Annotated in this window: 12 protein-coding genes; 7 read left to right on the top strand and 5 right to left on the bottom strand. The window is 62.8% G+C overall.

Annotated features, from left to right (window positions below):
- The first annotated feature begins 37 nt into the window (after nt 1-37).
- Nucleotides 38-1006 carry an oxidoreductase gene (locus ACOZ9V_RS11785; protein WP_434590261.1) on the top strand — a complete coding sequence of 323 codons (969 nt, stop codon included), beginning with the start codon at nt 38-40 and terminating at the stop codon, nt 1004-1006.
- An 18-nt stretch (nt 1007-1024) separates the two neighbouring features.
- On the opposite strand, the gene ACOZ9V_RS11780 is transcribed toward ACOZ9V_RS11785, so the two are convergent.
- The 5 genes from ACOZ9V_RS11780 to ACOZ9V_RS11760 all read right to left on the bottom strand — a co-directional run bounded on the left by ACOZ9V_RS11780 (nt 1025) and on the right by ACOZ9V_RS11760 (nt 4758).
- Nucleotides 1025-1531: a hypothetical protein gene (locus tag ACOZ9V_RS11780; RefSeq protein ID WP_434590258.1), complete on the bottom strand. Its 507-nt coding sequence runs from the start codon at nt 1529-1531 to the stop codon at nt 1025-1027.
- 21 nt (nt 1532-1552) lie between these two features.
- Nucleotides 1553-2308, bottom strand: coding sequence for a hypothetical protein (locus ACOZ9V_RS11775; RefSeq protein ID WP_434590255.1), 756 nt, complete (start codon nt 2306-2308; stop codon nt 1553-1555).
- A gap of 147 nt (nt 2309-2455) precedes the next feature.
- Nucleotides 2456-2623 (bottom strand): MerR family transcriptional regulator, encoded by a 168-nt coding sequence (locus ACOZ9V_RS11770; protein WP_434590252.1) that lies wholly within the window; start codon nt 2621-2623, stop codon nt 2456-2458.
- 43 nt (nt 2624-2666) lie between these two features.
- Entirely contained in the window at nt 2667-3080 is a 414-nt protein-coding gene (locus ACOZ9V_RS11765) for a hypothetical protein (protein WP_434590249.1), read from the bottom strand.
- Nucleotides 3081-3126: 46 nt separating this feature from the next.
- The gene (locus tag ACOZ9V_RS11760; RefSeq protein WP_434590246.1) at nt 3127-4758 is read right to left on the bottom strand and encodes an acetolactate synthase large subunit; all 1632 of its coding nucleotides are present in this window, start codon (nt 4756-4758) and stop codon (nt 3127-3129) included.
- Between the two features lie 268 nt (nt 4759-5026).
- On the opposite strand from ACOZ9V_RS11760, the gene pheS reads away from it, so the two are divergent.
- The 6 genes from pheS (at nt 5027) to ACOZ9V_RS11730 (ending at nt 13912) form a co-directional block, all read left to right on the top strand.
- The gene (pheS, locus tag ACOZ9V_RS11755; protein ID WP_434590243.1) at nt 5027-6070 is read left to right on the top strand and encodes a phenylalanine--tRNA ligase subunit alpha; all 1044 of its coding nucleotides are present in this window, start codon (nt 5027-5029) and stop codon (nt 6068-6070) included.
- Between the two features lies 1 nt (nt 6071).
- On the top strand, nt 6072-8657 hold the full coding sequence (pheT, locus tag ACOZ9V_RS11750; protein WP_434590240.1) for a phenylalanine--tRNA ligase subunit beta: 2586 nt from the start codon (nt 6072-6074) through the stop codon (nt 8655-8657).
- Between the two features lie 179 nt (nt 8658-8836).
- Nucleotides 8837-9718 carry an SDR family NAD(P)-dependent oxidoreductase gene (locus ACOZ9V_RS11745; RefSeq protein ID WP_434590238.1) on the top strand — a complete coding sequence of 294 codons (882 nt, stop codon included), beginning with the start codon at nt 8837-8839 and terminating at the stop codon, nt 9716-9718.
- Between the two features lie 54 nt (nt 9719-9772).
- Nucleotides 9773-10291, top strand: coding sequence for a hypothetical protein (locus ACOZ9V_RS11740; protein WP_434590235.1), 519 nt, complete (start codon nt 9773-9775; stop codon nt 10289-10291).
- A 343-nt stretch (nt 10292-10634) separates the two neighbouring features.
- A complete protein-coding gene (pabB, locus tag ACOZ9V_RS11735) occupies nt 10635-13061 on the top strand; it encodes an aminodeoxychorismate synthase component I (protein ID WP_434590232.1) in 2427 nt (808 codons plus the stop codon).
- On the top strand, nt 13058-13912 hold the full coding sequence (locus tag ACOZ9V_RS11730; protein WP_434590229.1) for an aminotransferase class IV: 855 nt from the start codon (nt 13058-13060) through the stop codon (nt 13910-13912). Before pabB ends, ACOZ9V_RS11730 begins: the two co-directional genes overlap by 4 nt.
- Nucleotides 13913-13930: the final 18 nt, after the last annotated feature.

The following is a 13930-nucleotide window of genomic DNA, read 5'->3' as shown; positions in this document are numbered from 1 at the left end:
TGACCTAGAGAACACTCTAGGTCGTAGCGTCGGCTGCATGGCAATCAACGAACAGAAGCCTCTCGGCTCAGGATTCAGCGCTTCGACGAACGCGACCGAAGCCATCGCCGGTCATGATCTCAGTGGACAGACCGCAGTGGTGACCGGTGGGTATTCTGGGCTTGGGTTGGAGACCACGCGAACTCTTGCCGGCAGCGGCGCTCACGTCATCGTTCCCGCACGGAGAGGTTCGACCGCCAGGAGAGAGCTGACAGGAGTCGGCGGAGTCACCGTGATCGATGACGTCGATCTGTCCGATCTGGACTCTGTCTCACAAGCCGCATCCGAGATCGCTGCTGTCGCCAACCGAATCGATCTGCTCATTGCCGCGGCAGGCGTCATGGCGACACCCCAGCAGCGGATAGGACCGGGATGGGATTACCAACTCAGCGTCAACCACTTCGGCCACTTCGCACTCATCGTTCGGCTGTTTCGCCTGCTGGTGCGAGGCGAGGCGCGAGTAGTCGTCTACTCATCAGCGGGCCACCACACTTCAGATATTCGCTGGGACGACCTACACTTCCTCAACGGCTACGACAAATGGGCTGCGTACGGGCAGTCGAAGACCGCGAACATGCTCTTCGCGCTTCAGCTCGACAAGCTCGGCAGCGCACATGGGGTAAGAAGTTTTGCGTTGCACCCGGGCAAGATCATCACCGGTTTGCAGAGGAATATGCCTGTGTCGGAACAGGTCGATCTCGGATGGATCGACGATGCCGGCAACGTGACCGGTGACGACTTCAAGACCCCGAGTCAAGGTGCGGCAACAGGCATCTGGGCCGCTACCTCACCGCTCCTTGACGGTCTCGGCGGACTCTATTTGGAAGACTGTGACATCGCACCCATTGCGGACCCCGACGGTTCTATGGACGCCGGGGGCGTCCAGCCTTATGCCATTGATCAATCGAGTGCCGATCGCCTGTGGGAACTCACATCGGCGATCACCGCAACGAGCCTTTCGCTGTAGAGCGCAAGCCGGCGAATATCACGAACCGCCGGGGGCCGAGTCGCGACGAGCGGTCTCGCGTCGGTCTATGGCGGCACGCACCTCGACGATCGCAGTGCGGGTCATTCGTGCGTAGCCGTCGTCAGACAATACTTCGCTTCGTTCCTCGGCGGCGCAGATGTGCTTCGCCGCAGCATCGAACGCACTCAACAGACGGAGGTTGTCGGCGATGTTGAGGTGGAGGCTGGGGTAGAAGCCGTCGACCTGGAGAGATTGGTGATGTGCTTGCGCGCGTTCATCGCTGAGCGAAGCGGCGGCATCGAGAGCACGAATGTCCCAGATGAGGGCCTCGGCCGGGTGGTTGTAGAGATCGGCGAGATAGTGCGCAAGTGTGCAGCGATGGAAGGGATCCCCGGAGGAGCCGACCTCCTGCCAGAGGTCGACTAGCTGACGCCGAGCGGTGTCGACGTCACCTGCTCTCCCGAGTTCGATGGCTCGGCTGATCGCCTCCATCGTCGGATCGGGTGCAGCTGGTTTCGAGGTCATGGTGGTCTGTTCCTGTCTGTATCAGTGGACGGGTGCCTGGCACGGCATGAGGACGGTGGTGAAGTCTCCGTCATCGGCCGAACGCAGGACGACCGGTTGGTCCGGCGCGCTGATGTCGAGGATGAGATCGTTTCCGAGCGCATTGGTCACCGCCGGATGTAATGTCGTGAGTTCGAACCACAGAATGATTTCAGAGCCATCACCTGTACCTTCGAGATCAGGGACGTCATCAGGAGCCAGAACCTGTATCCCACTCGAGGTGAGTCGGAGACCGAGCTTTTTCAGAGGCCTCTGTTCCATCGTCCGCAACAGCTGCCTGCGGTCGACCATGCAGCGGTGGACTGCTGACGGTAGGGACTCTAAGAAGTCGGAAGTGTCCGGAAAAGGCTCTTCTATCAACGTGCACTGGCACACGGTGCCATCTTCGAGCACGACGCGCAGGAAGCCGTCGCCTGCAGCGAGGGTCACTGTCGGGCTTCTGCGGATCACTGAAACGGTGTTCCGAAGGGTATCGCCTGATACGGTGCCTGCCCACGTCGTTCCTGCAGACCGGCTCGGCACCAGGGTACGACTGGTGAATCGGTAGCGGTCCGTCGCCGCCAATGTGAGCGCGTCCGGTTCGACGCAGAAGCGAACACCGTTGAGGACGGGGAAGCTGGGATCGTCGGTGGTAGTGGCCAGAAGCTGGTCGACTGCTGCGGCGAAGATGGGCCCTGGGAGAGCGCACAACGATGCCGAAGACTTCGATTGCAAAGACTGGGTGAGGCGTGCGGCCACGTGGTGCAATCGCGCGTTGTCAGCCGAGACTCTGCGCATATGGTCATTCAGGAGCCGCAGCGATTCCGCAGAATCGGACGCAGTTTCGGCCGCGAAGAACCGAGAGACATGGGGCAGCGGCATTCCGAGCTCGCGAAGCTCCCGCAGTTACTCGGCCGTGTGTATCTGTTCCTCACTGTAGAAGCGATATCCGGTCTGGGCGTCGACGTGGTCAGGGCGGAGGATGCCGGCATCGTTGTAGAATCGCAGCGCGCTCGCCGTCAGACCCACTATTCGGGCGAAGGCGCCGATCGGCATCAAGTCAGAATCAGTCACTCGAACATTGTCCGGTCTCAACCGACTTGAAGGTCAACCCCTGTCACTTGTCGTCCAACCCTTCGGGACTATCCGGGGGAGTGAAGTAGGCCTTTCGCAGGTAGAGCATCGCACCACCGCAGACCGCGGCGATGACGATCGCGGTGACTGCCACGTCGATGACATTTGTTCCGCCGACGAGCAGCGACGGCAGAACGAACCCGCCCACCAGCGAGCACAGGAGCACAACTCCCAACGGAACGCTGCCGATGAAGCTCCTGACCTCGAGCCTGACACGACTCGCCCGAAACACAGACCAGACCACGATCGCCGAGGCTGCCGCCACCCCAAGCATGAACCAGAGCAGTGAATCGATCGGCCGGTCCCGCAGGAATGCCTTGACGATCTCGCCGAGGGATCCCCACGCGCACAGCGTGGAGATCCCTAGCAGAATCGTGAAGAGCCGTGACCGTACCAATTGACCTACTGGCCGATCAGGGTCGGAAGCACCAAAAGACAGCGCCTCACCGCTTGCCCAACTCGTCGATGAGCACACGCTTGTTCTCCGAGTAGTCGACGGGCACGACGACAACATGCACGCCACCAACAGAGAACGCGTTTTCCAGGGCATCGCTGATGCTGTCGACATCCTCGACGCGCGTGCCGGTGGCACCATAGGACTCCGCATACTTCACGAAATCAGGGTTGCCATAGGTCAGCCCGAAGTCGGGGAATCCGTCCGCGGCCTGCTTCCACCGGATCATGCCGTAGGCGTTGTCCTCTAGGATGACCACGACGAGGTCCAGCCCGAGCCTGACCGCGGTCTCCATCTCCTGGCTGTTCATCATGAACCCGCCGTCACCGACCACGGCCATGACCCGGCGCTCCGGATAGGTCAGCTTCGCCCCGATAGCCGACGGCAGGCCTGCGCCCATCGTCGCCAGAGCATTGTCGAGCAGCAGGGTGTTCGCCCTGGTCGTGCGGTAGTTTCGAGCGAACCAGATCTTGTACATCCCGTTGTCCAGAGCCACGATCCCGTCGGTCGGCACGACGTCACGGACCTCCTGAACGATCCGCTGCGGGATGAACCGATCCTCATCGGCCCCCTCGTGGATCTTGATAAGGATCTCATCACGCATCGGCAGGAGCGCCTCGGCGGTGGGCACGGGGCCACCGTTCACCTCGGCGAGCTTGTCCAAGGACGGACCCAGGTCGCCGATGACCTCGAACTGCGGGAAATACACCTGCTCGACGATGGCGGGACGGTACCCGATGTGCACGACGGTCGGCCCGGTCTCGTCCATCGTGAACGGCGGCTTCTCCGTCGTATCGTGACCGATGGTGACGATGACATCGGCGGCATCGATCGCGTCGTGGACGTAGTCACCGGACGTCAGCGCCGCCGTGCCCATATACAGATCCGACGCACCCGTCACCGACCCCTTGCCCATCTGCGTGGTGACGTAGGGGATGCGCATCTCGGCGACGAAACGCGACAGAGCCTCACTGCACGAGGCCCGGGAAGCATCCGCACCGAGCATGAGCAGCGGGTTCTTCGCCTCCTTGATGACGTTCGCGGCGTTCGCGATCGCCGTATCCCCGGCGACGGGCCGACCATTCGTATGCGGTTCGACGAGCTCGAACCCGTCGACCGGCATCCCCGCGATGTCCTCGGGCAGTTCGAGGTGCACTGGTCCCGGACGCTCGGCCTGAGCGGCGCGGAACGCCTCCCTGACCATCGTCGGAATCATCGCCGCCGAGGTGATCTGCTTGCTCACCTTCGTCAGCGGATCCATCGTCGCCACCGTATTGACCATCTGGAACGCCGCCTGTTCGGCAGTGCGGATGCCCTTCTGCCCGGTGATCATGATGACCGGCATCCCGCCGAGGTGGGCGTACGCAGCCCCGGTCGCCAGGTTGAGTGCCCCCGGCCCCAAGGTCGTGAGCACCACACCGGGCTTGCCCGTCAGCCGGCCGTAGGTGGCTGCCATGAACGCGGCTGCCTGCTCGTGGCGGGTGAGGATGAGTTCGATCGATGAGTTCCGCAGGGAGTCGACGAAGTCGAGGTTCTCCTCACCGGGAATGCCGAAGATCCGCTCGACGCCTTCGTTCTCCAAAGCTCTGACCATGACATCTGATGCACGTTGTGTCGTCATGTTCCCGACCCTACGCTTCTCACGATTCGATCCCAATGATCCAGAACACACCCTCGCGCCCAGGTGAGGTCCACCCGCACCGAGGCCGCTCACTCGCCCAGCGGACGTGCGCAACCGCACGGCCGCCTCGGCGAAGGGAACGCCCACCGAGGTGGGCCACCCACCCAGCGGACGCCGCCCCAGGTCCCGGCAGGGGAGACGATAGACTGGCAGGCGAAGAAGAATGACGTCCCCACAGCTACGGGCAAGTACGGACAAAAGGACATTGATGACAGACCAACTCGACCCCTTGGACGAGTCGGCCGTGAAGCAGGCCGTCGACGCGGCACTCAAGGCTTTCGCGGATGCGACGACTCTCGACGAGCTCAAGCAGGCGAAGATCGACCACACCGGCGACAAAGCCCCGCTGGCGCTCGCCAACCGAGCCATCGGCTCACTCGACAAGGTCGATAAGGCCGCCGCCGGCAAGATCGTCGGCAAGTCCAGGGGACAGGTCAAGCAGGCCCACGACGCACGCCTGGCCGAACTCGAAGCTGAACGCGATGCGGCCGTGCTCATCGAAGAGGCCATCGACGTCACCCTGCCCACTGATCGTCGCCGCCTCGGCGCTCGCCACCCGTTGTCCCTCATCCAGGAACAGGCCGCGGACTACTTCGTCGGCCTCGGCTGGGAGGTCGCCGAAGGCCCCGAGATCGAATCCGAGTGGCTGAACTTCGATGCGCTCAACTTCGGCCCTGATCATCCTGCCCGCCAGATGCAGGACACGTTCTTCGTCGATCCCGCCGATGCCGGCCTCGTCCTGCGCACCCACACCTCACCGGTGCAGTCACGCTCCTTGCTGCAGCGCGGCGTGCCGCTCTACGTCGTGTGCCCGGGCAAGACCTTCCGCACCGATGAGCTCGACGCCACCCACACTCCGGTCTTCCACCAGATCGAAGGCATCGCCATCGATAAGGGCCTGACTATGGCCAACCTGCAGGGCACCCTCGACGGCTTCGCCCGCGAGATGTTCGGCCCGGAGTCGAAGACCCGCCTGCGCCCGAGCTTCTTCCCCTTCACCGAACCGAGCGCCGAGATGGACTTCTGGTTCCCGAACAAGGTCGGCGGCCCCGGCTGGATCGAATGGGGCGGCTGCGGAATGGTCCACCCCAACGTGCTGCGCGCCGCCGGCATCGACCCCGACGTCTACCAGGGCTTCGCCTTCGGCATGGGCATCGAGCGCACCCTGATGCTGCGCGAGGGAATCAACGATATGCACGACATGGTCGAAGGCGATGTGCGCTTCTCGGCCCGTTTCGGAATGAAGGCTTGATATGCGCGTCCCACTGAACTGGCTGGCCGACTATGTCGATCTCCCAGCCGAGACCGATCCCCATGCCCTCGCCGCCGAATTCGCGGCGATCGGACTCGAGGAAGAGGACTTCTTCGGACCCGAGATCACCGGGCCGCTCGTCGTCGGTCGCGTGCTCGAACTCGTCAAAGAAGAGCACTCGAACGGCAAGACCGTCAACTGGTGCCGCGTCGACGTCGGCCCCGAACACAACGAGGACCTCGACGACCCGAAGGACCCGCAGCCCGGACCCGAGGTGCCCAGCCGCGGCATCATCTGCGGTGCGCACAACTTCGTGCCCGGCGACCTCATCGTCGCCTGCCTGCCCGGAGCCGTCCTGCCCGGCGACTTCGCCATCGCCGCGCGCAAGACCTACGGTCACAAGTCCGACGGCATGATCTGCTCGGCCAAGGAGCTCGGCCTCGGCGAGGATCACTCCGGCATCATCGTCCTTTCCGACCTTGGGCTGACCGGTGAGCCCGGCGATGACGCGATCAAGCTGCTCGGCCTCGACCAGGTCAGCCTCGACGTCAACGTCACCCCCGACCGCGGCTACCAGCTGTCGATGCGCGGCATCGGACGCGAATACGCGCAGATGAAGGGTCAGACCTTCACCGACATCGGATCCGCCGAGGTGGCGCCCACCAACGTTGCCACCGACGATGGGTTCCCGGTATCGATCGAGGACAACAATCCCATCAACGAGGTGGCTGGCTGTGACCAGTTCACCGCTCTTCAGGTCACCGGGCTGGATCCGCAGGCGACAACCCCGTTCTGGATGCAGCGTCGTCTGCAGCAGGCGGGCATGCGCCCGATCAGTCTGACCGTGGATGTCACGAACTACGTCATGCTCGAACTCGGCCAGCCTCTGCACGCCTACGACACTTCGCTGCTCGGCGACGAGATCGTCGTCCGCCGTGCAACTGCGGGGGAGAAGTTCACGACTCTCGACGATGTCGAGCGCAAGCTTGACCCCGAGGATCTGCTCATCACCGACCGCGGTGCCGGTGCGACTGGCAAGGGCGGGAAAATCATCGGCCTGGCCGGAGTCATGGGCGGAGCCGATGTTGAAGTCAACGACCAGACGACCGACGTCGTCATCGAGGCCGCACACTTCGACCCGATCTCGATTGCTCGCACCTCGCGTCGCCACAAGTTGTCCTCGGAGGCCTCGCGCCGTTTCGAACGCGGAGTCGATCCGAAGCTCGCCCCAGTAGCGGCTCGTCGCTGCGCGGATCTGCTCGTCGAACTCGGCGGCGGCACGCTCAGCACTGCCACCACGCAGGTCGGTCAGGCTCCTGAGCCGACGGTGCTCGACCTCAAGGTCGCCCGTGTGGCGTCGCTGGTCGGCATCGATTACTCGATCGACGAGGTGACCTCACTTCTTGAGGGCATCGGCGCAACCGTAACGGCCAAGGACGAGGAGACGGTATCGGTGACCGTGCCCAGCTGGCGCACGGACATCACCGATGACGTCGACCTCATCGAGGAAGTCGCCCGCACCGGCGGCTACGACCGCATCCCCTCCGTTCAGCCCGCCGCTCGGGCCGGCAACGGACTGACGGTCGCGCAGAAGACGCGCCGTCGGATCTCGAACCTGTTGGCTGCCGACGGGTTCACCGAGGTGCTGTCCTACCCGTTCACGAACGACAAGCGCGACGATCAGCTGCGGTTCGAGGCCGATGACGTGCGCCGCAAGCACGTGCGTCTGGCCAACCCGATGTCCGAAGACCTGCCGCTCATGCGCACCAATCTGCTCTCGACTCTCGTCGATCTCGTGGTTCGCAACCAGGGCCGCGGGGCGAAGGACGTTGCGCTGTTCGAGGCGGGACTTGTGTCCACATCGGCGGGTCTGCCTGAGGGGCCGGGACCGCGTCACCTTCCCGGATACCACCCGAGCGATGACGAGCTCTCGACAATCTACGCTTCGGTGCCGCACCAGCCCTACCACTACGCGGGCATCATCTCCGGGAATGCGGAGATGCCCGGTGTTTGGGGCAAGGGCCGCAAGGCCGAAGCCACCGACGTCATCGACACCGTTCGCCGGATTGCGGAAACGAACGGTCTCGAGGTCACCGTCGAGGCCGATCAGATCGCTCCTTGGCATCCGGGACGGGCGGCGAAGTTCCTCCTTGCCGACGGGCAGACTCTCGGCCATGCCGGTGAGCTGCACCCGAAGGTGTGCGAGAACCTCGGCCTGCCGGCACGGACGGTCGGATTCGAGATCGATCTCGACGCGCTGCTGGCTCAGGACGATCTGCGCGCCTGGGACGGTGCGCTGTCGACGTACCCGGTCTCGCGTCAGGATGTCGCCCTCATCGTCGATGCCGAGCTGCCCACGCAGACTCTGGCCGCGACGCTGCGCGAAGGTGCAGGGGAGGAGCTCGAACTGCTCGAGACCTTCGACCTCTACACCGGTGACCAGCTGCCCGAGGGCAAGAAGTCGCTGGCGTTCCGCCTGACCTTCCGCGCCCCGGATCGCACGCTCAAGGCCGATGAGGCCTCGGCGAAGCGTGAAGCGGCGACGTCGTTGGCTGCGGAGCGTCACGGCGCCGAAGTCCGCAGCTGAGAACAGTGCGTAACAGAGCCCGGTCGACCGATACAGTGGTTCGACCGGGCTCTGTCGTATTCGCGCCGACCATCGCAGCAGCGAGCACGCGAGCAACCAAACGCGCGGGCGTGAGCACCTGTTCCGCGCACATGGACAACTGACCACCCACACCCGACCAACACCGAGGAGTTCCGACCATGTCCGAGAAGCTGCCCTACGGAACAAACATGCCGACGCCCGACGGAGCCTCTGAAGCGACCGCGGTCCCGTATGAGACGATCGCGCTCATCACCGGCGGTGCCCGCGGAATCGGGCGTCATCTGTCGGAGGCGTTCGCGAAGGCCGGGTATGACGTGATCGTCACGGCCACCTCGGCGGAGAAGGCGGAAGCTGCGGCCGATGAGATCGCTGAGGCGACCGGGGGAGCGGTGACCGGTGTCGGTCTGCGCACCGATGACATCACGGCGGTGAACCAGCTGCGTGACTCTGTCGCCGAGCTCGAGAAGTCGACGGGGAAGCGTCTGCAGGTGCTCATCAACAATGCCGGGCGCATCGAATCGACCGAGGGGCCGCTGTGGGACGCCGATCCGGAGAGCCTCAAAGGCGTCGTCGACGCGAACGTCACCGGGGTTGCGCTCATGATTAATGTCTTTGCACCGGTGCTGATGGCGGGCGCTGAGGCGACCGGACGTCCCAGCCGGATCATCGACCTCAACTCGGGGTCGGGGGCGAAGGGCACGCCAGCGTATGCCGTGTATTCGGCGTCGAAGGCGTCGCTGTTCCGTATCGCCGATTCGGTCGTCCACTTCGGTCACGACAAAGGTCTGCGGATCTTCGAGATGGCGCCCGGGGTTGTCGAGACCGCCATGACGAAGTCGATGCCGGTCCACGATTTTCGTCAGGGAGATGACTGGACCTCGCCCGAGCAGGTCACGGACCTTGCGTTGGCACTGGCGTCGGGGACACTGGATGCGTTCACGGGGCGGTACGTGCGTGCGGGTGCAGACTCGGAGGAGTCGCTGCTCGCTGAGGCGGCTGGCGGACTGTCGGATCAAATCCGCAGGCTCGTGCTCGGCTGAATCAAATCTGTACTTCCGGAGATCTCCAGGGCTCTCTGTGATAGTTATTTGATTATGAGTGAAGTAGGTACACCAGCTGAACTGGCAGCCCGGCTCTCTGCTGAATTGCCCAAACAACGCGGCTTTGAGTGGAATCGAGAGAAATGGGCCAAAGTTGTCCACGATGTGGCTGACGCCCGGGAGACAGTGGACTCATTGCCCACAGTCCTTAGCCGGGAAGTTATTCGCGAAGTGGTCCAAGAGAATCTCGTCAGAGATAGAGTCCTTGGCGCTTTTGTGCCGGTGATGATTTGGGGAGGCCCAGGAGGTTACGGTCCCTTTAGGACACGCAGTATTCTGACTGGTGAGCGTACGCGATCGAACGCCGACTCTCCTGTCATCGAGTCGATTCGAGACAATCTGATTAAAGGTGCGCAAGTAACTCGTTCCGAGAACCCCGTCGATGCCTTCTACTACCTGAACAACAAGGGCCATATTAAGTATCTCGGCGGTGCGTTCTTTACCAAATGGATGTCGTTCAGCTCGATGACAGAGTCGATCGATGACGAATGCGTCGCACCGATCCTCGATTAGCGTGTACGTGACTGGATTGTCGCGAACGTGCCCGCCGATGAGCTGGTCGGGATCCGAATTGATCGGACTAAGGGTTACGAGCTTTACTTGTCTCTGCTAGATACTTGGGGAGCTCCTTTCGGTCGTACTCGTAGCCAAGTCGAGCTTGCGATCTTCGAACTGACGCGTGACCGTCTATTCTCCGAGAATGGTTCGGCAACTGGTGCGTGAAAGTTTGGATTGTTTGAACAGCGCATCTCAGCTGATTAGTCAGATTTGTGCCACGATTCGCGCCGCCGTCGAATGAGTTCGCATTCTCTATACGCTGGTCGGCATACCAATCGCTTTCGGTGAGGAGACTACTGTGATCCGCACTCTGCTCATCGACAATGCTGATTCGTTCACGCTCAATCTCTTCCATCTCCTTGCCGAGGTGAACGAGTGTGCGCCGACGCTCGTGCCCAACGACTGGGAAGAATTCGAGCTGAGCGTGCTCGACGAGTTCGACAATGTCGTCATCTCCCCGGGACCGGGAACCCCGGGGAGGCCAGCCGACTTCGGTATCTGCGCCGAGGTGATCGAGCATTCCCCGATTCCGGTACTCGGCGTGTGCCTCGGACATCAGGGGATTGCTTATGTACGCGGGGGAGCTGTAGTGCATGCACCGGAGCCCCGGCACGGTCGGGTTTCTCAGATCAGTCACACCGGCAACGAGCTGTTCGCCGGTATCCCTTCGCCGTTCTCGGCGGTGCGGTATCACTCGCTCGCAGCGACGGACTTGCCCGACTGTTTGGAAGCGACCGCGTGGTCCGGAGATGGGGTCATCCAGGCGCTGCGGCATCGGACCAAGCCGCAGTGGGGAGTTCAGTTCCATCCGGAATCGATCGCCTCCGAGGAAGCACGGACGCTGCTGCAGAACTTTGCCGAGCTGACTGAGGCGTGGAACCGCCGCGGTCAGCACGAGAATGACCTGTCGGCTACGGAAGATTGGGTTGGCAAGGATTTGGCCTCTGGTTCCGACGTCCCCGCGAGGACGTGCGGAGTACTCGATCCGTCCCAAAGGACCACCAGTCTTTCTAACCCTCGACACCATTACATACTCGACTCCGATGTGCTCCCACAAAAGGTCGCCGACGAACGTCTCTTCGCCGAGCTCTTCGGTGATGAACCCGAGGCCGTCTGGCTCGACGGAAACTTACCTGGCAACGACTCGTCCCGGTTCTCAATCATGGGTGCGCCGTCCGGTCCGCTTAGTAAAGTAGCGACCGCCTCGGTGCTAAAAGGGACTGTCGAAGTCCGCTCGGCCAGTGGCGAATCAGAGGGCTTCATTCAGTCGTCCGGATTCTTCGACTGGCTCGATGCTGAGCTCGCTGGCACGACTGTCGCGGTGTCTGGTGAAAGGTCAGAGGCGTCCGGCATCAAAACCGCATACCCCGACATGCGCGCGGACAGCCAAGACCTGCCGTTCGAGTTCCGGCTTGGGTGGGTCGGTTACCTCGGCTACGAACTTAAGACCGAGGTCGGCTCACCGAACCAGCATGAATCCGATCTGCCTGATGCCGTCATGATGTTCCTTGATCGCGCACTGGTCATCGACCACGACGCCAATAGCATTCACCTTCTGGCACTGCGTCGGGCCGACGACCCAACTGGCCACGCAGCAAACCAGGACTGGTTTGACCACACACGCGCACGGATCGCATTGGTCCCCGCCGAGGAAGTCAGCGACGCTGACCAACGCCGGGCCACCTCGGCGAAGGCAGACACCGCAACCCCAGAGGAACGCCGCAATCCAACCCTCGAGGCTCGTCACAGCCAGAACGACTACCTCGACCTCATCGACCAGGTGCAGCAGAAGATCACCGACGGCGAGACGTACGAGGTGTGCTTGACGAACATGCTCGAGGGCAGCGCCACCCCGCACGAAACTCCGCTAGAAATGTACCTGCGGCTGCGCGCGGACAACCCGACGCCTTTCGGGGCGTTCATCCGCACGCGAGAGGCATCGATTCTCTGTACCTCGCCTGAACGGTTTCTGCGCATCGGTGCCGACGGCCGAGTGGAGTCGAAGCCGATCAAGGGTACTCGGCCCAGGGGAGCGAACCCGGACGAGGACGAGGCGATCAAGGCTGAGCTGGCCGCCTCGGTGAAGGATCGGTCGGAGAACCTCATGATCGTCGATCTCGTCCGGCACGACCTCGGGCGCACGGCCGAACTGGGGTCGGTGCAGGTGGACACGCTGTTCGGGATCGAGTCATATGCGACGGTGCATCAGATGGTCTCGACGGTGAGTTCACGCTTGGCTGAGGGTGCCAGTCCCGTGGCGTGTGTGCGGGCGGCGTTCCCACCGGGGTCGATGACCGGGGCGCCGAAGCTGCGGACGATGGCGATCATCGATGAGCTCGAGGCCGGCGCGCGTGGGGTGTACAGCGGAGCGGTCGGGTACTTTTCGCTCGGTGGTGCCGTCGATCTCAGCGTCGTCATCCGCACGCTCGTCGTCCGAGGTGAGAAAGTGAGGTACGGGGTCGGCGGGGCGATCGTCGCACTCTCGGACTCCGACGAGGAGTACGCGGAAACCGTGGTGAAAGCAGCCCCGGTGCTGAGGTTGCTCGGCTCTGCGGACTTCCCCGGCAAGGACACCGTTCATACGGATGTTCTGTCCGCGCAGGGGACGTGCATCCGTTCGGCTGAGCAGTTCGGCGAAGTTGACTTCCAGACCATGATTCCCGCCGAGGAGGTCGGACCGGCCGATTCCGCTGTGGCCGAACATTCGGGCGGAGTCGAGCGATGAACGTGTGGCTGTGGAATCAACAGGAAAGCCGTTACCAAGAGCCAATGGCGGACATCAGCTCATCGACGCTGATGGCTGCCGATTCGTGGTTTGTTGAAGACGGTCGGGCACGAGCGTTCGACCGCCATCGGGCACGGTTCGGTGATGCTGCTGCTCAGGTAGGGATGGGTAGCGCGATCACCAAGGGTTTCTGGGCGGCAGTGGTCGAGAAGATCCCGGCGACGGGGGAGTGGTTCCCACGCGTGGACGTCCTTGAGGATCCCTCAGGAGCTGAGCGGTTGCTGGCATTTCGCCTGCGGCCGGCACCTCCGCGGACTCGTGAGTTGCGGGTTCTCGTCCCGTCACATTCCGACCCGCGCACTACTCCGTGCCGCAAAGGTCCGGATATCGCATTGCTTGAGGGGCTGCGGACGGATGCCCGTGAGCAGTATGGCTGTGACGAGGTATTGCTCATCAATGGGGACGGGTACGTCATCGAGGGAGCAACGACGAGCCTTCTGTGGTGGGACGAAGAGACCCTCTGCGCACCAGATCCGGAGTTGGGAGCGCTGCCGGGAGTCACCTCGGCGGTGATCCTCGAGGAGGCTCGCGCTCGGTCGGTACCGGTCGAGTTTCGGCGGTTGCGGCCCGAGGAACTTTTCGGGCACGAGGTATGGCTCGTCAACGCGCTCCATGGGATTCGGCGAGTGCGTGAATTCGTTGATGGGCGTGACTTTCACGACAGTGCGCAGCGCGGCGGCGAGCCCAATCAGGCTTGGACTAAGCGTAGAAGCGGGCCCCGTGCGGATGCGGTCCGACTCGGTCGTTGGCGTGAATGGTTGGAAACGATTAAGGTCGCTCCGGGCATGTGAAAACTGACAAGCTAGTCT

Origin of the sequence: Brevibacterium sp. 1718 (genome assembly GCF_051131255.1) — a bacterium.
Classification (GTDB): domain Bacteria; phylum Actinomycetota; class Actinomycetes; order Actinomycetales; family Brevibacteriaceae; genus Brevibacterium; species Brevibacterium sediminis.
The sequence above is the reverse complement of the archived record's forward strand: the minus strand, read 5'-3'. Positions and strand labels throughout refer to the sequence as shown.

Excerpts from the sequence above, each read along its gene's own strand:
- ACOZ9V_RS11760 (WP_434590246.1), bottom strand. The coding sequence starts at position 4,758 with ATGACGACACAACGTGCATCAGATGTCATGGTCAGAGCTTTGGAGAAC.
- pheT (WP_434590240.1), top strand. The coding sequence starts at position 6,072 with ATGCGCGTCCCACTGAACTGGCTGGCCGACTATGTCGATCTCCCAGCC.
- ACOZ9V_RS11740 (WP_434590235.1), top strand. The coding sequence starts at position 9,773 with ATGAGTGAAGTAGGTACACCAGCTGAACTGGCAGCCCGGCTCTCTGCT.
- ACOZ9V_RS11780 (WP_434590258.1), bottom strand. The coding sequence starts at position 1,531 with ATGACCTCGAAACCAGCTGCACCCGATCCGACGATGGAGGCGATCAGC.
- ACOZ9V_RS11745 (WP_434590238.1), top strand. The coding sequence starts at position 8,837 with ATGTCCGAGAAGCTGCCCTACGGAACAAACATGCCGACGCCCGACGGA.
- ACOZ9V_RS11785 (WP_434590261.1), top strand. The coding sequence starts at position 38 with ATGGCAATCAACGAACAGAAGCCTCTCGGCTCAGGATTCAGCGCTTCG.
- ACOZ9V_RS11730 (WP_434590229.1), top strand. The coding sequence starts at position 13,058 with ATGAACGTGTGGCTGTGGAATCAACAGGAAAGCCGTTACCAAGAGCCA.
- pheS (WP_434590243.1), top strand. The coding sequence starts at position 5,027 with ATGACAGACCAACTCGACCCCTTGGACGAGTCGGCCGTGAAGCAGGCC.